Below are 17,938 nucleotides of genomic sequence, written 5' to 3' on the forward strand. Positions count from 1 at the left end.
GCCGCCTCACACGTTGCTGGTTGCACGGACCTCCTCGATGGTGGTCTGCCCCGACAGGACCTTGTCGATGCCGTCCTGGCGCAGGGTGCGCATGCCTTCGCGCATGGCGGCTTCCTGCAGTTCCTCGGCGCGGGCGCCGCCCTGGACCAGGCGGCGCAGCGTCCTGGAGATCACCATCAGTTCGTGGATGCCGACGCGGCCGCTGAAGCCGGTGTTGTCGCAGTGCGGGCATCCGCTGCTCGTGAAGGCCTGCAGCTGGCCGTCGCGGCCGTGGTGGCTGTGCCAGGTCTTGCGCACGGTCTCGCGTTCGTCGGGCGCCTCCTGCCCCGCGAACGAGTGCATGTAGTCGGCCAACAGTTCCTCGATCTCCTCGGGGCGCAGGGGGCGGCTCTGCAGGCAATGGCTGCAGAGGCGGCGCACCAGCCGCTGCGCCAGCACCGCCAGCAGCGAGTCCGCGAAGTTGAAGGGGTCCATTCCCATGTCCAGCAGCCGCGTCACGGTTTCGGGCGCGCTGTTGGTGTGCAGCGTGGAAAGCACCAGATGACCCGTGAGCGACGCCTCGATGGCCGTCTTGGCCGTTTCCTCGTCGCGGATTTCGCCGACCATGATCACGTCCGGATCGGCGCGCACGAAGGCCCGCAGCGCCTTGGCAAAGGTCCAGTCGATGCGCGGATTCACCTGCACCTGGCGCAGGCCGGGCTGGGTGATTTCGATCGGGTCTTCGGCGGTCCAGATCTTTCGCTCCGGCGTGTTGATGTGCATCAGGGCCGAATGCAGCGTGGTGGTCTTGCCCGAACCCGTGGGCCCGACGCACAGCACCATGCCGTAGGGGCGCTCCACGGCCTTGGTGAGCTCCGAGAGATTGCGCGGCGAAAACCCGAGCTTGTCCAGCGCAATGGGCTTGGCCGAGGCCAGGATGCGCATCACCACGTCTTCCAGCCCGTTGGCGGTGGGAATGGTTGCCACGCGCAGCTCGATGCGGTGCTGCGGCGAGTACTTGGCGAAATTGATCTTCCCGTCCTGGGGCTTGCGCTTTTCGCTGATGTCCAGGTCGCACATGATCTTCACGCGCGCGACGACCGCGTTGCGGTAGCTGGCCGGCAGCTCCAGGTGGGTGTGCAGCCGCCCGTCGCGGCGAAACCGGATGCGGGTCTTTTCCTTGCCCGGATAGCTTTCGATGTGGATGTCCGAGACGCCTTCGCGGTGCGCGTCCACGATCATGCTGTTGATCATGCGCACCAGCGAGTTGTCCGATTGCTCGATGCCTTCTTCCTCGACGGCCGGCGCGGGACGTTCCTTCTCGAGCGTGACCAGCAGCTCGCTGGTGCCGGCGTTGCCCATGTCGAAGTCCAGCGGCCGCGAGGGATCGTGGACGATGGTCGGATCGACCGACTCGGTGCCGATCTTGCCGTAGGCCTTGTAGAGCACGGTGTCCAGGACCAGGCATTCGCCGATCACCGGCACCACCTTCATCTGGGTGATGAACTCCACCTCGTCGATGGCCGCGTGGCGGCTGGCCGGATCGTCGAGCGCGACGATGAGGCGCCCCTGGTGGATCATGAGCGGCATCACCTGCAGGCGCCGGGCGACCCCGTGGCTGATGGTGCGCAGGGCGTCCACGGCGGCCGGGAACTCATGCAGGTTCACGAGCGGGTAGCCCATCTTGCGCACCAGCGCGGCCTGCAGCTGGGCCCGGGTCACCACGCCCATGCGAACCAGCGTCTCGCCCAGCGGCACGCTGCGGTCGAGCTGCTGCTGGGCCAGGCCGGCGCGCAGCTGCTCTTCGGTGAGCATGCCCAGGGCCATCAGGGCCTGGCCGATGCGCAGGATCGGCATGCGGCTTTGAACCTCCAGCGCGTGCAGCAGCTGCTCGGGCGTGACGACTTCGGTGGGGGACATGAAATGGGTTCTCCTGTGAGAGGGATTCTGAGGCCGCCGGGGCGGGCTTGTCAGCAGGGATGCGCCCGCTGCGGTGGACGAAGGCCATGCGCAACCGCAACCAAAGTTCTCAATCGGAGAATCCGAAGGTGTTGCGCCCCGCAGCCTTTGCACGATAGAGCGCAGCGTCGGCGCGCGCCAGCAGATCGGCGGCGGTGACGGAGGCGTCGGCCGCCTGGTGGAAGGCAATGCCGATGCTGGTCGTGACGTTCAGGCTCCGGCCGTCCACCTCGAAGGGGGCGGTGCCGACCTGCTGGACGATCTTTCGCGCGACGGCCACGGCGGCTTCCCGCGTGTGCACGTTCTCCAGCACCACCACGAACTCGTCGCCCGCGAGGCGCGCCACGGTGTCGGTGGTTCGCACGCTGGCCAGCAGGCGCCGCGCATATTCCACCAGGACGCCATCGCCGGTCGCATGGCCGAGCGTGTCGTTGATGGTCTTGAAATGGTCGACATCGAGAAACAGCACCGCCAGTGCATTGCCCGAACGCTGCGCGCGGGCGATGGCTCCGGGCAGAAACTCGTTGAAGGCGAGCCGGTTCGACAGGCCGGTGAGCGTGTCGAACCGTGCCAGGTCGCTCAGCTGGCGCTCCACCGCCTTCAATGCGCTGATGTCCAGGCTCAGCGAGAAGATGCCGCGCGTGGCGCCGTCGGGGCCGATGTCGGGCACGTAGCTGACGCGGGTGGCGCGGTCTACGCCCTGGGTCCGGGTCTGCGCCTCGAACTCCACGCGCTCGCCCGCCAGCGCGCGCGCGATCATGGCCTTGCGCGAAAGATACAGCTCGGGGCCCGCGACGTCGCTCACGTGGTGGCCCAGGATGCCGGCGGGTTCCACCCCGAGCCATTCGCGGTAGGTGGCATTGGCAAAGGTGATCTTCTCGTCGCGGTCGATGTAGGTGATGAGTGCCGGCAGGTTGTCGGTGATGGTGCGCAGGCGCCTTTCGCTTTCGGCTTGCCGCAGCTCCGCCCGCTTCAGCGCCGTGATGTTGAAGGTCATGAGATAGAAACCGAGGAGCTTGTCGCCCTGCGGGTCCATGTCGGCGACCAGGTTGACCTGGAAATAGCCATCCCTTCCATGGAGCGGGGCCTGGACCGGAAAGCGCACCGACTTGCCCTCGCGCACCAGCGGAAGATAGGGCCGGATCTGCCGGTGCACCGCCTTGCCGAGCGCCGAGCGCAGGGTGACGCCGTCGAGCGGGCCGTCGCCCAGGCCCGCCATCTGCCGCGCGCGGCTGTTGGCGAAGAGGCACTTCTCGCTGCTGTCGAAATAGCCCACCAGCGCCGGGATGCTGTCGGTCACGTCGCGCAGCCGCTTCTCCTGCTCGGTCAGGGCCTTGCGTATGTTCACTTCGTCGGTGATGTCGAAGGTCATGGCGAACACGCCCTGCACCACGCCGTCCGCGTCCCGGTCGGGAATGTAGTGGGCCTTGAAGGTCCGGTTTCCGATGCCCAGCGCCGCATCGCCGGATTTCTCGACGACCACCGTCTCGCCGGCCAGCGCGCGTTCGTAGGCCGATGCCACGATCGCGAAATCCGCCGGGCCGCGAACCTCCGGCATCGATCGGCCCACCATGGCCCGCTCCTTGTGCAAGGCTTTCACCTGGGCATTGACGAAGGTGTACCTGAGCGAGGAATCGACGTGCGACACCAGGGCGGGGATGTTGTCGGCAATGACGCGAACCTGCGCTTCGCTGTGGGCAAGGCTGAATTCGATCCGCTTGCGCTCGGTCACGTCGGAGGTCATGGCGTAGTAGCCGCGAACCTGTCCGGCCTGGTCGCGGTCGGGGATGAGTTCGGTCTGGAAGTAGCGGTCTTCCTCGCCGTGCCTGGCCTGGCCCCGGCTTTCGAAGCTGACGGCCTCGCCGGCCAGCACGCGCCGAACGGCGGCATCCCCCGTCTCGTCTTCGCCGACGTTCTGCGCCGCGCGGCCGATCAGCTGGGCCGCGCCGCGGTCGAGCTTTCTGCACAGTGGTGCGTTCACGAAGGTGTAGCGTCCCTGCGCATCCACGTGCGACACCATCGCGGGAAGGTTGTCTGTGATGTCGCGCAGGAACTTCTCGCTCGATTTGCGCTGCCGCATCAGCGTGTCGAAGGTGCGCGCGATGTCGCCGATCTCGTCGCGCGGATACGTGCGCGGCACGGCCGTTTCCAGGGCCGGGTTGTCCACGTCGAGCATGTGCCGGTGCAGATGCGTGAGCGGCCTGAGCTGCCCGCGCACGAGGCCCAGTGCCATGGCGCCGGCGAACATCGCGAGCACCACCGTCCCGATCCAGGCCGAACGCTCGATGGCGTCGACCCGCGCGAACGCCTCCGCGCTCGGGTACATGGACCCCAGCACCCAGTTCGTCTGCTGGATGCGCTTGAAGGCATACAGGCCGTGCACGCCCGCATGGTTGAAGCCTTCGGTCGCACCTTCGTAGCCTTCGATCGGACGCTCGATCTCGGGATTGCCGACCCCCTTCAGGCCCGTCTGGTTGATGATGCGCTCGGTGCGCGGATGGTCGATCACCACGCCTTCCGTGCTGGTGATGAACAGATAGCCCGTTTCGCCGAACTTCATGTCGGTGAGTTCGCCCAGGATGTTCCGGTCCTTCAGGTTGAGGGCGCCCGAGATCACGTATCGCACATTGCCGGCAGGGTCCAGCACCGGTTCGGTCATGGCAATCTGTGCCAGGCCGCTGAGCCGGTTGAGGTAGGGTTCGGAGACCACGCCGGCCTGCGAGGCGATCGTCTGCAGGAAGTACGGGCGGTCCTTGATGTTCACCCTGCCGAGCTGCTGCGCTCCGCTCAGGCTCGCGATCAGGTCGCCGTCGGCCGTGAAGAACGCGACGTTGCTGAAGGCTTTGCGAAGCGACGGGTGCCTTTCGAGGAAGGCCTGCAACGCCGGCGCGTCGGGGAATTCGTTCGATGCCACGCTGTCGGCGAAGGTCTCCAGCAGGGTGCGGCGGCTGACGAACTTCTGGCCTACCGTGTTTGCAATGGCCGACAGGCGCGCGAACGCTTCGCTTTCAATGGAGGCCTTCATGCTGGTCTTGACCAGATGCAGGGCAACCGTGGCAATGGCGAAGGTCGCCGCCAGGACCACCGCGGCAACGCCGAGGCTGAGACGTGAGTTCAAGCTGATGCGGATGTTCCCGAGACCTGATGAGTTCATTGGAGAGGAAAAAAAGCATCGCGATGCAGTCCGCGCGGCGCATGTAGTGTGTCAGAAGCGGGGATTGCCCCACTTCGCGCAATCCCCCATAGGTGGGTGGGGCGCCAACGGTGGCTATTGGCCGGACGGATAGGTCTCGGGAACCTCTGCGTCCATCGACGCTGCATCGCGTTCCAGCGGCTCGACCGCGCGGCTGCGGTCGAAGTGCAGCAGTGCGTCGAACTGCACCGGCAGCCGCGCGAAGAAATAGTGGCTCTGCCGCTCGGTCTCGGGCCGGTAGATGACGCCGATGGCGCGTTCGAGCCGCGGCGCCCGCAGCGCGAAGAAAGGGCTTCCCTCGCCGCGCAGGGGCAGCATGAAACGCTCGAATCCGGTCTCGTGCATGAGGCCCTCGTAGCTGTCCGGGCGCGACGCAGCCACCTGCTTGCGTTCGGCGGCCGCGCCCCAGTCGGAGGCTGCCATCACGGTGCCGGCATGCGTGGTGAAGCCCACCAGCACCGCATCGCGGCCCTGGCGTTCGCGCACCAGCTGGCCGACGTTGAGTTCTCCGCGCTGCTCGCCCATCTCGGTGGCGCGCGCGTCGCCCAGATGCGAGTTGTGTGCCCACACCACGATCTTCGGGCGTTCGCTCGCGCGCCAGAGATGGCGCTCGATCTCGCCCAGCGTCTCCACCATGTGCCGGTCGCGCAGGTTCCACGAGGACACGTCGCTCAGGTACATCGAGCGGTAGTAGGCCTCGGCGTTCTTGATCAGGCGCGCGTTCTGCTCGGCATTGAAGGCCTCTTCCTCGTTGGCTGCGATGCCGCTGCGCCATGCGTCGCCGGCGGCGCGGCGCATCTGGACCAGCATGTCGACCACCTCGCGCTGGCAGGAGGGCGTGTTGCCGAGGCCGGCCATCAGGCCGTAGACCTGCCCGCCATCGCCGAAGCGGTCGAAGCACCCGTAGCGCTCGCGGGCGCTTCGCGCCGCCTCGGGGTCGGTGCGGTCGAAGTAGGCGAGCACGGCTTCGATGGAGGCATGCAGGCTGTAGAGGTCCAGCCCGTAGAAGCCGGTCTTTCCCTGCGCCGGGCCTGCATCGTTGAAGGCGCGCTGCCATTCGACGAAGCTCGCGACAATTTCGTTGCGCCACATCCAGGTCGGAAAGCGCCGGAAGCCCGCGAGCGCCTCGCGCGCATCGGCGTCGTCGCCGGCGCCCTTGACGTAGCGGTTCACGCGATAGGCATCGGGCCAGTCGCCTTCGATGGCCACCGCGTTGAAGCCTTTCTCGGCCAGCAGGCGCCGCGTGATGTCCGCGCGCGCCGCATAGAACTCGTGCGTGCCGTGCGAAGCCTCGCCGAGCAGCACGTAGTGCGCATCGCCGATCAGCTCGAGCAGCGCGTCGTGGTCGCCGGAAGAGCCGTCCATCGGATGTGCCGCGGCGCGCAGCGCGTCTGCTTCCTTCGATATGGGGGAGGGCGTCATCGTCCACGGTCCTCAGGCTGGATGCGCGCCATGATGGTTCGCGTCTTCGATCAGGCTGCACACTTCCTCGTCGCTGGTCTGCGAGAAGTCCAGGTACCAGCGGCCCACACCCAGGAAAGGCTCCGGGGTTTCGGCGCAGACCACGTCGTCCGCCTCGCCCCGCAGCAGCGCGCAGGCTTCGGGCGACGCCACGGGGGCGGCAACGACCACGCGTGCGGGCGCCTGCCGGCGCACCGCGCGAACGGCCACGCGCATGGTCGAGCCGGTGGCGAGGCCGTCGTCCACCAGGATGGCGGTGCGGCCATGCAGATCGGGCGCGGGCCGGTTGCCGCGGTATGCGCGTTCGCGCCGTTCGAGCTCGTGTTGCTCGTTGCGCACCACTTCATCGACCTCCCTCGCGCCGATGCCGAGCTCGCGCACGAGGTCCTGGTCCAGCACCTGTTCGCCGCCGCCCGCGATGGCACCCATGGCGAATTCCTCGTGGCCCGGCACGCCCAGCTTGCGCACCACCAGCACGTCGAGCGGGGCGTGCAGCGCCTTGGCCACCTCGTACGCAACCGGCATCCCGCCGCGTGGCAGGGCCAGCACGATCACCTCCGGCCTGTGGGCATAGGCGGCCAGCCTTCGGGCGAGCACGCGGCCCGCCTGCTGCCGGTTCCTGAAAGACGCGAATGCCATTTTTCGGATGTCCTTGCAGGCACCTTATTTTTGCCGGCGCAAGGGTGTTGTAGGGCGATGCCCACATTGGCGTAGGCGTGCACTGCCACCGGGGGTCTTCCCCTTCCGGGTGGATGGCGAGCCTGCCTATGCGCCGGCCTGCAACCCACCCCGGCCGCGGCGCTCCGCCTCCCGCCACGCATTCACGATCAATTCCCGCGCCTTCGGATGCTCGGGATCGGTGACCACCCATTCGGGGTACGCATGCGGCAGGCTGGCCGCGGTCACGCGGATCGCGTCGAACTCGATGGGGGACAGCGGCGCGGCCGCGCTGGCGCGGTGGGTCAGCGTCTTGCGCAGGCCCGCTTTCCATGCATCCGGTAGGTGATCGACGGCGGGCAGGAGCGCCAGCGCGATGTGCGCGGCGCGCGGGCTCAGGGCTGCAGCGTCGGCGCGCAGGCGCGCAAGGCACTCGGTGCCGCTCATCTTTCTTCACCTCCGGAGCACCACATGCTGCGCACCTCGCTCAGGCGGCCTGGATCTCGATGCGCCGCGGCTGGGCATGTTCGGCCTTGGGAATGCGCAGCTTCAGCACACCCTGCGAAAGCTCGGCCGAGATGGCGTTGGTGTCGAGCTCCTTGCTGAGCGTGAAGACGCGGCGGAAGCGGGCCAGGCCGACTTCCGTGTGGCTCGATTCCAGCCCCTCGGGCACCGAGAGACCGGACTCGGCGTCGATGGTCAGCGTGTCGGAGGCCACCTGCAGGCTGAGCTTGTCGCGCGAGACGCCCGGCAGGTCGGCAAAGAGCGTGATGCCGCCGCTGTCCTCGACCACGTCGACCGGCGGCGTGAGCGCCGCGTCGCTGTAGCGCGAGCTGTCGTCCTTGGGCGCGAGCTCCTTCGATCCGGCCGCGCGAGGCGAAGTGGTGGTGTGGCTGTCCATGATCGTCTCTCCTTTCTTCATGGTCGATATCACTGGACGGCAATGCGCCGGGGCAGCGACGACGCGCGGCGCTGCACGGTGATGTGCAGCACGCCGTCGCGGTACCTGGCGGCCACGGCGTCGGGGTCGGCATCGTCGGGCAGGGTGAGGACCCGGCGGAACGCGCCCTCGAAGCGCTCGTTGATGTGCACGGCCGCCTGCGCATCGGCCTCGGGCAGGGTCTTGCCGCGCTGGCCGGCAATGGTGAGCAGGCCGCGCTCCAGGTGGACCTCCAGGCTGGAGGGGTCGACACCGGGTGCGAACGCGTAGATCTCCACGGTCTGCGGCGTGCCGCCGATGTTCAGGGCCGGGAAGCCGTTGCGGCCGAAGCCGCGGATGGTCGGAGACAGATCGAAGGCCTGCTGCATCTCGCGCTGCAGGCGATCCATCTCTGCGAACACGTCGCGCGGAAACAGGGATCGGTACATGGCGAAAACCTCCATTCAAGAACAGGTTGAACGGCGCGCCGGAGGCGTGTGTCTCCAGCGCTCCCGATCAGCGAAATAGGCGCTCGCGGCGGGTTTTCAAGAGGTGCGCGCAGGGGCCCGGAAACCGATCGTTCGAGCGCTATGAGGACGGAAGGCGCGATTGAAAGAATCACGTTGCCGCGCCTCTTGAACCCGCGCCCGGCGAACCTAGATCGATCCTCGTCGAAATCGTCAGTCGTCATTCCAAACCTGAAGGAGATTTGCCATGCCGATGGACCTGCTCAAGCAGATTGCCGCATCCCGCCTGCCCGTGTCTTTCCGCACGCCCAAGGAGATCGACGAGGTCAGGATTCTTCGCCGGGCGGGGCTCGTGATTGCATTGATTCCGGCGCCAGCCGACCCCCTGACGCTGGCGGGCAGCGAACCCGCGGCGCAGGTGCTGGCCCTGACCGAAAAAGGGCGCGAGGAGCTCGCGCGCATCCGCTATCCGGGCGACCTGCCGCCACCGAAGCCTCGCCATCCGGGCCTGAAGGGCTGGCTGGGCGCCAAGCGCTTCGGACATGGATTGCAGCAAGTCTTACCCTCGCGAGGCCACGATTCCCGCACCGCTGGAGGCGTGTAGGCTGCATCCTTCCTGAACTTGCGCGGAAATCCACGCCGCCGTCTGCGTGGTTCCGCGCTGAATCCGATTCGCCTATGCGAGCGAAGAAATTCTTCAGGAGACAGACATGGACTTCGAAGGCATCTACTGCTTTGACACGGCGGCCGTCCGCTTCGCGATCTACCCGGACGGACCCGATGGTGCCCGGATCATCGGCCAGATTTCAGAGGAAACCCTGCACGACGTGTTCGGCACCCGAAACCTGGGCGACCGCCTGCTGGAGACCTGCAGGGCGCACTTCGATGTCATTGGCGCTGCAGCGCTCAAGCGGTACCGGGCCAATCCGACCCAGCCCATCATCCTGACCGTGGACGACTTTTCGCGGCGCATCTCCCCGCGGTCCGCGCGCTCGCAAACCGCCTCGCGGGCCACGCCGCTCGCGGCCTGAAAAGACCGCGCGCCGCGCGCGGCCATTTTTCGTCCCTGATCGCGTTATGGGGAACTCTCCGACACGCCAAGGCGGTTTAAGCCTTACCCGCTGCGCCGGGATTCTTTGCAAATTGTGCGGTCAGGCTTGCAGATGCCGAAAGCGTGTTCCGTTGGACACCCGGTCGCTGGCCTTCATGCAAGCAAGGAACACCGGTGCCAGTGATCCAGCCGCTGTCAGAGCCCGAGGCGCAAGACGCCTACCTGTTCCGCGAAGGAACGCATTCCCGCCTGTACGACCTCATGGGTTGCCATCTTCTGAAGGAGGGCGGCGCGCGGTTCGCGGTGTGGGCGCCCAACGCGGAGTCGGTGACGGTGGTCGGCGACTGGAACCATTGGTCCGGCGACGCCGATCCGCTCGCGCCGTCGGCGGACGGCACGGGCATCTGGCAGGGCCATGCGCCCCACGCGGCGCCGGGCCAGGCCTACAAGTACCGCATCCGGTCGCGCTTTGGCGGCTACACGGTCGACAAGGCCGACCCCTTCGCGTTCCGCGCCGAGCTGCCGCCCGCCACGGCCTCGCGCATCTGTGAACTTTCTTATGAGTGGAACGACGCCGAATGGATGGCCACGCGGGCGGCGCGCAATGCGCTCGATGCCCCGATGTCCGTCTACGAGGTGCACCTGGGCTCGTGGCGCCGCCGCGAAGGCCGGTTCATGGGCTACCGCGAGATCGCGCATGAACTCGCGGCCTACGTGAAGGAGATGGGCTTCACGCACGTGGAGCTCATGCCCGTGACGGAGCACCCCTTCTACGGCTCCTGGGGCTACCAGACCACCGGCTACTTCGCGCCCACGGCGCGCTTCGGCTCCCCGCAGGACTTCATGTACCTGGTCGATCACCTGCACCAGAACGGCATCGGCGTGCTGCTGGACTGGGTGCCTTCGCACTTTCCGACCGACGAGCACGGCCTCGCGTTCTTCGACGGCACGCACCTCTACGAGCATGCCGACCCGCGCCAGGGCTTCCATCCGGAGTGGAACTCCAGCATCTTCAACTACGGCCGCGCGGAGGTGCGCAGCTTCCTGGTGTCGTCGGGCCTGTTCTGGCTCGACAGGTACCACCTCGACGGGCTGCGCGTCGATGCGGTCGCGTCCATGCTCTACCTCGACTACGCGCGCAAGCACGGCGAATGGATTCCCAACCGCCACGGCGGCCGCGAAAACCTGGAGGCCATCGACTTCCTGCGGACGCTGAACCGCGCCGTCTACCGCGAGCACCCCGACACGATCACCGTGGCCGAGGAATCCACCGCCTGGCCGCGCGTCTCGCGGCCGACCGACATGGACGGGCTGGGCTTCGGCGAGAAATGGAACATGGGCTGGATGCACGACGTGCTCGCCTACATGAAGGAAGAGCCGATCCATCGCAAGTACCACCACCACAAGATGACGTTCTCGCTGGTCTATGCGTTCCACGAGAATTTCGTGCTGCCGCTGTCGCACGACGAAGTGGTTTATGGCAAGGGCTCGTTGCTCGGCAAGATGCCCGGTGACCAATGGCAGCAGTTCGCCAACCTGCGCGCGCTGTTCGGCTTCATGTGGGCGCACCCGGGCAAGAAGCTGCTGTTCATGGGGGGCGAGTTCGGGCAGCGGCGCGAGTGGACGCACGACGGCGAGCTCGAATGGTGGGTCTGCGATCTCGAAGGGCACGGCGGCCTGCAGCGGCTGGTGGCGCAGCTCAACCGCGTGTACCGCGGCGCGCCCGCGCTCTACCAGCAGGATTTTTCCGCGTCGGGTTTCGAATGGGTCGCGGCCGACGATGCCGACGCCAGCGTGTTCGCCTTCCTGCGCAAGCCGCGCGACGGCCAGCCGCCGCTCCTGGTCGTCAGCAACATGACGCCGGTGCCGCGCACCAACTACCTGCTGGGCGTGCCGCTGGCCGGTTTCTGGAGCGAGCTCATCAACACCGATGCCGTCGAGTTCGGCGGCTCGGGGTGGGGCAATCTTGGCGGCGTCGAGGCCGCACCCGTGCGTTCGCATGGCCGCATGCACTCGGTGTGCATGACCCTGCCGCCGCTGTCCACGCTGATTCTCGAGCACCGGCCATCATGATGAAACTGTTCACAACCCCGCAGGTGCCCATGGCTTCCGTGGCGCCCGACGTGCGCGACGGCAACCGGCGCGCAGTCATCGACACCGTGCTGCCGTCGGTGGACAACGGCCGCTTCGCAGTGAAGTGCATCGTCGGCGAGAGGGTGCGCGTGAAGGCGCACTGCTTCACCGATGGCCACGACGTGCTGCGCGTGCAGCTGTGCTGGCGTCCGCAAGGCAAGGCCGAGTTCCGCGAAGTGCCGATGAAGCCGCTCGCCAACGACGTGTGGGAGGCGGCCTTCTCGCCGCCCGCGCTCGGGCCCTATCTCTACACCGTGGCGGCCTGGGTCGATCCCTTCGAGTCGTGGCGCCATGAAATGACGCGCCGCGTGGACCCCGACGACGTGCGCATCGCATCGCAGGTGGGCGCGCTGGAGGTGGCCGCCGCGGCCGAGCGGGCCGAGGGCGCGGACCGGCAGGCCCTGGCCAACTGGGCCACCGAGCTCGATGCCGTGGCCGCCGACCCCGGGGCGGACGCGTCGGCGCTCAAGGCCCTTGCGCTGGACGAAGAGCTTGCCATGCTGGCGCGCCGCCACCCCGACCGCCGGCACGAAGTGCGCTTTCCGTCCGAGCTGCCGCTGGAGGCCGAGCGCGAGCGCGCGCGCTTCAGCACCTGGTACGAGCTGTTCCCGCGCTCGGCCGGCCCGACGCCCGGCGTGCACGGCACCTTCAGGGACGTGGAGGCCCGGCTGCCGGCGATCGCGGCCATGGGCTTCGACGTGCTCTACTTTCCGCCGATCCATCCCATCGGCCGCCTGCAGCGCAAGGGGCCCAACAACGCGCTGGCCAGCGGCGCCGACGACGTCGGCAGCCCCTGGGCCATTGGCGCGGCCGAGGGCGGCCACAAGGCCATTCTTCCGGCCCTTGGCACGGCGGAAGACTTTCGCCGCCTCTGCGCGCAGGCCGCCACGCATGGCCTGGAGATTGCGCTGGACATCGCCTTCCAGTGCGCCCCCGACCATCCCTATGTGAAGGCGCACCCCGACTGGTTCCGCTGGCGTCCCGACGGCAGCGTGCAGTACGCGGAGAACCCGCCCAAGAAGTACCAGGACATCTATCCCTTCAACTTCGAGAGCGAAGACTGGCGCGGCCTGTGGGCCGAGCTGCGCAGCGTGATCGAGCACTGGATCGGGGAGGGCGTGCGCATCTTCCGCGTCGACAACCCGCACACCAAGGCCTTCGCGTTCTGGGAGTGGGTGATCGGGGAGATCCGGCGCGAGCACCCGGAGGTGATCTTCCTTGCCGAGGCCTTCACGCGGCCCAAGGTGATGCACCGGCTGGCGAAGCTGGGCTTCTCGCAGTCCTACACCTACTTCACCTGGCGCAACACCAAGCAGGAGCTCGTCGAGTACTTCACCGAGCTTTCCACCGCGCCCGGCGTGGACTACTTCCGGCCCAATGTCTGGCCCAACACGCCCGACATCCTGCACGAGCAGCTGCAGGGCGGCGAAGCCTCGGTGTACATGGCACGGCTGGTGCTTGCCGCCACGCTGTCGGCCAACTACGGCATCTACGGGCCGGCCTACGAACTGCGCGAACACCTGCCGCGCTCGCCCGGCAGCGAGGAATACCTCGACTCCGAAAAGTACCAGCTGCGCCACTGGAACCACGACGACCCGGCCAGCCTGGCGCCGTTCATCACCCGCGTGAACCACATCCGCCGCGAGAACCCGGCGCTGCACCGGGACCGCGGCCTGCGCTTCCTGCGCATCGACAACGACCAGCTGCTGGCGTATGCCAAGGTGTCGGAGAGCGGCGACAACGTGGTCGTGACCGTGGTCAACCTCGACCCGCACAACGTGCAGGAGGGCTGGCTCGAGCTCGATCCGCAGAGCGTGGGCGTGGATCGCTCGCGTGCGTTCCAGATGCACGACCTGCTGAGCGGACAGCGCTTCATCTGGCAGGGCGGCTGGCACTACGTCAAGCTCGATCCGCACAGCGCGCCCGCGCACATCTTCGTCGTACGGCGGCGCCACGGCGACGAGCGCGACTTCGACTACTTCCTGTGAGGCCGCAACGATGAACGCCCCCGTCTCCCACATTGCGCTCGAAACGATAGAGATCGACATCAGCGACGACCCGCTGTGGTACCGGGATGCGGTGATCTACCAGCTCAACGTCAAGGCGTTCTTCGACTCCAACAACGACGGCATCGGCGATTTCAAGGGCGTGACGGCCAAGCTCGACTACGTGAAGGAGCTCGGCGTCAACACCATCTGGCTGATGCCCTTCTACCCGTCGCCGCTGCGCGACGACGGCTACGACATCTCGGCCTACGAGGACGTGAACCCGCAGTACGGCACGCTGGACGACTTCCGCGAGATGCTCGAGGCCGCCCACGAACGCGGGCTGCGGGTGATCACCGAGCTGGTCATCAACCACACCTCGAACGACCACTCCTGGTTCCAGGCCGCGCGCCGCGCGCCGGCCGGCTCGCCCGAGCGCGACTTCTACGTGTGGAGCGACACCGACCAGATCTACCAGGGCACGCGCATCATCTTCACCGACACCGAGACCTCCAACTGGGCCTGGGACCCGGTGGCCAAGGCCTACTACTGGCACCGCTTCTTCAGCCACCAGCCGGACCTCAACTTCGACAACCCCGCCGTGCTCGAAGCCATCTTCAAGGTGATGCGCTTCTGGCTCGACATGGGCGTGGACGGTTTCCGGCTCGACGCCATTCCCTACCTGGTGGAGCGCGACGGCACCAGCAACGAGAACCTGCCCGAGACCCATGCGGTGATCAAGAAGGTGCGCGCCGCCATCGACGCGCAGTACAAGAACCGCTTCCTGCTGGCCGAAGCCAACATGTGGCCGGAAGACGTGCGCGAGTATTTCGGCGATGGCGACGAGTGCCACATGGCGTACCACTTTCCGCTGATGCCGCGCATGTACATGGCCATTGCGCAGGAAGACCGGCACCCCATCGTCGAGATCATGCAGCAGACCCCCGACATTCCCGAGGGCTGCCAGTGGGCCATCTTCCTGCGCAACCACGACGAGCTCACGCTCGAGATGGTGACCAGCAAGGAGCGCGACTACATGTACACCATGTATGCCGCCGACCTGCGCGCGCGCATCAACCTGGGCATCCGCCGGCGCCTGGCGCCGCTGATGGAAAACGACATCGACCGCGTCAAGCTCATGAACGGCATGCTGCTGTCGATGCCCGGCTCGCCCATCATCTATTACGGCGACGAGATCGGCATGGGCGACAACGTGTTCGTGGGCGACCGCAACGGCGTGCGCACGCCCATGCAGTGGAGCCCCGACCGCAACGCCGGCTTCTCGCGCGCCGACCCGCAGCGGCTGTACCTGCAGCCCATCATGGACCCGATGTTCGGCTACGAGGCGCTCAACGTGGAGGCGCAGGCGCGCGACAGCAGCTCGCTGCTCAACTGGACCAAGCGCATGCTGGCCGTGCGCAAGACCAGCCATGCCTTCGGCCGCGGCAAGCGGCGCTTCCTGAAGCCGGGCAACCGCAAGATCCTGGCCTACCTGAGCGAGTACGACCAGGACATCATCCTCACGGTGTTCAACCTCTCGCGCGCCGCCCAGCCGGTGGAGCTGGACCTCTCGGCCTTCAAGGGCCGCGTGCCCATCGAGATGCTGGGCCGCGCGCCGTTCCCGCCCATCGGCGAGCTGCCGTACCTGCTCACGCTGGCCTCGTACGGCTTCTACTGGTTCAGGCTCACCTCCGATGCCGAGATGCCCAGCTGGCACCAGGAGGGTGTGGCGCTCCAGGAGTGGCCCACCCTGGTGCTGTTCGACGGCTGGACCAGCTTCTTCCGCGAGCGCGTGATGCCCTGGCGCATCGGCATGTCGGAGCGCATGCGCGCCCAGTTCGAGCTGGAGACGCTGCCGCGCCACATCGAGATCCAGCGCTGGTATGCGTCGAAGGGAGTCGCCATCGAACGCGCGCGCCTGGCGGACCATGCCGTGTGGGAGGTGGGGCCGCTCAGCTGGATGCTGCCGCTGCTCGAACTCGACGGGCCGCCCGGCGGGGCCACCTACTTCATGCCGCTGGCACTGGCCTGGGAGGAGCGCGACGAAGAGCGCATGGCCGGCGTTGCGCAGGCGGCGCTCGCCAAGGTGCGGCAGCAGGCGCAGGTGGGCCTGATGGGCGATGCGTTCTACGACGAAGCCTTCTGCCGCGCGCTGGTGCAGGCCATCCGCAGCGGCCTGGACCTGGAAACCGCGCACGGACGGCTCAAGTTCCGCGCGACGGCCGCCTTTGCCGACGTCGAGGCCGACATCGCCAGCCTGCCGGTCGGGCGGCCCAGCGGCGTGAGCAGCAACACCGTGGTGACGCTCGACGAAACCCTGTTCCTCAAGGGCTACCGCCACCTGCGCGAGGGCCTGAACCCCGAGCTGGAAATGGGCCGCTTCCTGACCGAGGTCGCCAGATATCCGCATTGCGTTCCGGTGCTGGGCGCGCTCGAATACACCGGCAACGACGGCCGCGCCATGACGCTGGCCATGGTGCAGTCCTATGTGTCGAACCAGGGCGACGGCTGGGATCACACGCTGGGCCACCTGGAGCGCTTCCTGCGCGACTTCGCCACCACCGACGGCACGCTGCCGGACCCGATGGCCGTGCACGGCGGCTTTCTCGCGCTCATGGCCACGCTGGGCCGGCGCACCGCCGAGCTGCACAAGGCGCTGGCGCTGCGCACCGGCGCGGCGGCCTTCGACCCCGAACCGCTGCTGGACAGCGACATCGCCCGCTACGCAGAGCAGGCCCGCGCCGACGCCGCCACCACCCTGGGGCTGCTGCGCGAAAGGTTGAACCAGCTGCCGGCGCCGGCGCAGCCCGACGCCCAGGCCCTGCTCGCGATGGAGGCTGCGCTGCAGGACGCCATTGCCGCGCGCACGCCGCAGGCGCACGGCGGCATCAAGAGCCGCTACCACGGCGACCTCCACCTGGGGCAGGTCCTGCTGCGGGACAACGACTTCGTGATCATCGACTTCGAAGGCGAGCCGGCGCGCAGCTTCGACGAGCGCCGCGCCAAGGGATCGCCGCTGCGCGACGTGGCCGGCATGCTGCGTTCGTTGAACTACGTGCGCTGGTCCGCCCTGCGGCGCGTGGCGCAGAGCGTGGACGAGGCCGCCTACCTGGGGCCGCCTGCCGCCGCCTGGGAGCAGTCGGCGCGCCAGGCCTTCCTGGACGGCTACACGGAAGCGGGCGCGGGAGAAGACGCCACCCGCATCGACGCCGACCTGCTCGCGCTGTTCGAGATCGAGAAGGCGCTGTACGAGCTGCGCTACGAGCTCAACAACCGCATCGACTGGGCGCAGGTGCCGCTGAACGGGGTGCTCGCGCTGCTGCATGTGGAGCGGCCCGGTTGATGCTTGCATTGCATTCGCCGCTTTCGTCCGCCACCACAACCACGCACCGGAGAGAAACATGGACCGATTTGGCATTCACCTGGAGCCGCTGAACGCAATGCTCTACCAGGTCGGGGCCTTCGTGCCCCGCCTGGCGATGGCATTGGTGGTGGTGCTCGCCGGCTGGCTGATCGCCAAAACGGTGCGCTTTGCGGTCACCAAGGCGCTGCGCGCCATCAATTTCAACGTGCTGACCGAGCGCGCGGGGCTGGACAACTTCCTGCGCCAGGGCGGATGGCCGGGCGACACCAGCAGCCTCTTCGGCGTGCTGGCCTACTGGCTGGTGATCTTTGCGGCGCTGCTGCTGGCGTTCAACGGCATGGGCCTGAGCTACATCGCCGACCTGCTCGGGCGCGTGGTGTGGTTCGTGCCGAATCTGTTCGTGGCCTTGCTGGTGCTGGCCTTCGGTTCGTACTTTGCCCGCTTCGTGGGAGAGGCGGTGTCGAGCTACTTCCGGGGCGCGCAGTTGCGCGACGCCGCGCTGCTGGGGCAGATCGCGCGCTATGCGGTCATGGCCTTCGTCATCCTGATTGCGCTGGACCAGGTCAAGGTGGGCGGCGACATCGTGCGCGAAAGCTTCCTGGTGGTGCTGGCGGGCGTGGTGTTTGCGCTGGCGCTGGCCTTCGGGCTTGCGGGCAAGGATTGGGCGGCGGAGCAGATCGAGCGCTGGTGGCCCCGCCTGCCGAAGGACAACGGCACTGCCAAGGGCGGCCCGCCCGACGAGCGCCCGCCGCGCTGAGATTTCTTTCTCC

At 67.5% G+C, this 17,938-nt stretch carries 13 protein-coding genes; 6 read left to right on the plus strand and 7 right to left on the minus strand.

Annotation, left to right across the window (positions count from 1 at the left end):
* Positions 1 to 6: 6 nt before the first annotated feature.
* The 7 genes from VAPA_RS10340 to VAPA_RS10370 form a co-directional block, all read right to left on the minus strand.
* Complete coding sequence (locus VAPA_RS10340) at positions 7 to 1,899, minus strand: GspE/PulE family protein (RefSeq protein ID WP_021006715.1); 1,893 nt, start codon at positions 1,897 to 1,899, stop codon at positions 7 to 9.
* Positions 1,900 to 2,008: 109 nt separating this feature from the next.
* Positions 2,009 to 5,056: a sensor domain-containing diguanylate cyclase gene (locus tag VAPA_RS10345; RefSeq protein ID WP_230558988.1), complete on the minus strand. Its 3,048-nt coding sequence runs from the start codon at positions 5,054 to 5,056 to the stop codon at positions 2,009 to 2,011.
* A gap of 150 nt (positions 5,057 to 5,206) precedes the next feature.
* On the minus strand, positions 5,207 to 6,553 hold the full coding sequence (locus VAPA_RS10350; protein WP_021006717.1) for an erythromycin esterase family protein: 1,347 nt from the start codon (positions 6,551 to 6,553) through the stop codon (positions 5,207 to 5,209).
* Between the two features lie 12 nt (positions 6,554 to 6,565).
* A complete protein-coding gene (locus VAPA_RS10355; RefSeq protein ID WP_021006718.1) occupies positions 6,566 to 7,231 on the minus strand; it encodes a phosphoribosyltransferase in 666 nt (221 codons plus the stop codon).
* 126 nt (positions 7,232 to 7,357) lie between these two features.
* Positions 7,358 to 7,696, minus strand: a complete 339-nt coding sequence (locus tag VAPA_RS10360; protein ID WP_021006719.1) for a hypothetical protein — start codon at positions 7,694 to 7,696, stop codon at positions 7,358 to 7,360.
* A 40-nt stretch (positions 7,697 to 7,736) separates the two neighbouring features.
* The gene (locus tag VAPA_RS10365) at positions 7,737 to 8,150 is read right to left on the minus strand and encodes an Hsp20/alpha crystallin family protein (protein ID WP_021006720.1); all 414 of its coding nucleotides are present in this window, start codon (positions 8,148 to 8,150) and stop codon (positions 7,737 to 7,739) included.
* A 29-nt stretch (positions 8,151 to 8,179) separates the two neighbouring features.
* Positions 8,180 to 8,617 (minus strand): Hsp20/alpha crystallin family protein, encoded by a 438-nt coding sequence (locus VAPA_RS10370; RefSeq protein WP_021006721.1) that lies wholly within the window; start codon positions 8,615 to 8,617, stop codon positions 8,180 to 8,182.
* A 271-nt stretch (positions 8,618 to 8,888) separates the two neighbouring features.
* On the opposite strand from VAPA_RS10370, the gene VAPA_RS10375 reads away from it, so the two are divergent.
* The 6 genes from VAPA_RS10375 to VAPA_RS10400 all read left to right on the plus strand — a co-directional run bounded on the left by VAPA_RS10375 (position 8,889) and on the right by VAPA_RS10400 (position 17,925).
* Entirely contained in the window at positions 8,889 to 9,239 is a 351-nt protein-coding gene (locus VAPA_RS10375; RefSeq protein ID WP_230558989.1) for a hypothetical protein, read from the plus strand.
* Positions 9,240 to 9,345: 106 nt separating this feature from the next.
* Positions 9,346 to 9,666 carry a hypothetical protein gene (locus VAPA_RS10380; RefSeq protein WP_021006723.1) on the plus strand — a complete coding sequence of 107 codons (321 nt, stop codon included), beginning with the start codon at positions 9,346 to 9,348 and terminating at the stop codon, positions 9,664 to 9,666.
* A 194-nt stretch (positions 9,667 to 9,860) separates the two neighbouring features.
* Entirely contained in the window at positions 9,861 to 11,759 is a 1,899-nt protein-coding gene (gene glgB / locus VAPA_RS10385) for a 1,4-alpha-glucan branching protein GlgB (RefSeq protein ID WP_021006724.1), read from the plus strand.
* Positions 11,756 to 13,807, plus strand: coding sequence for an alpha-1,4-glucan--maltose-1-phosphate maltosyltransferase (locus VAPA_RS10390; RefSeq protein WP_021006725.1), 2,052 nt, complete (start codon positions 11,756 to 11,758; stop codon positions 13,805 to 13,807). Before glgB ends, VAPA_RS10390 begins: the two co-directional genes overlap by 4 nt.
* Positions 13,808 to 13,817: 10 nt before the next feature.
* Positions 13,818 to 17,147, plus strand: a complete 3,330-nt coding sequence (gene treS, locus VAPA_RS10395) for a maltose alpha-D-glucosyltransferase (RefSeq protein WP_021006726.1) — start codon at positions 13,818 to 13,820, stop codon at positions 17,145 to 17,147.
* 58 nt (positions 17,148 to 17,205) lie between these two features.
* Positions 17,206 to 17,925 carry a mechanosensitive ion channel family protein gene (locus tag VAPA_RS10400; protein WP_021006727.1) on the plus strand — a complete coding sequence of 240 codons (720 nt, stop codon included), beginning with the start codon at positions 17,206 to 17,208 and terminating at the stop codon, positions 17,923 to 17,925.
* Positions 17,926 to 17,938 lie beyond the last annotated feature (13 nt).

It is taken from the genome of Variovorax paradoxus B4 (assembly GCF_000463015.1).
Taxonomy (GTDB): domain Bacteria; phylum Pseudomonadota; class Gammaproteobacteria; order Burkholderiales; family Burkholderiaceae_C; genus Variovorax; species Variovorax paradoxus_E.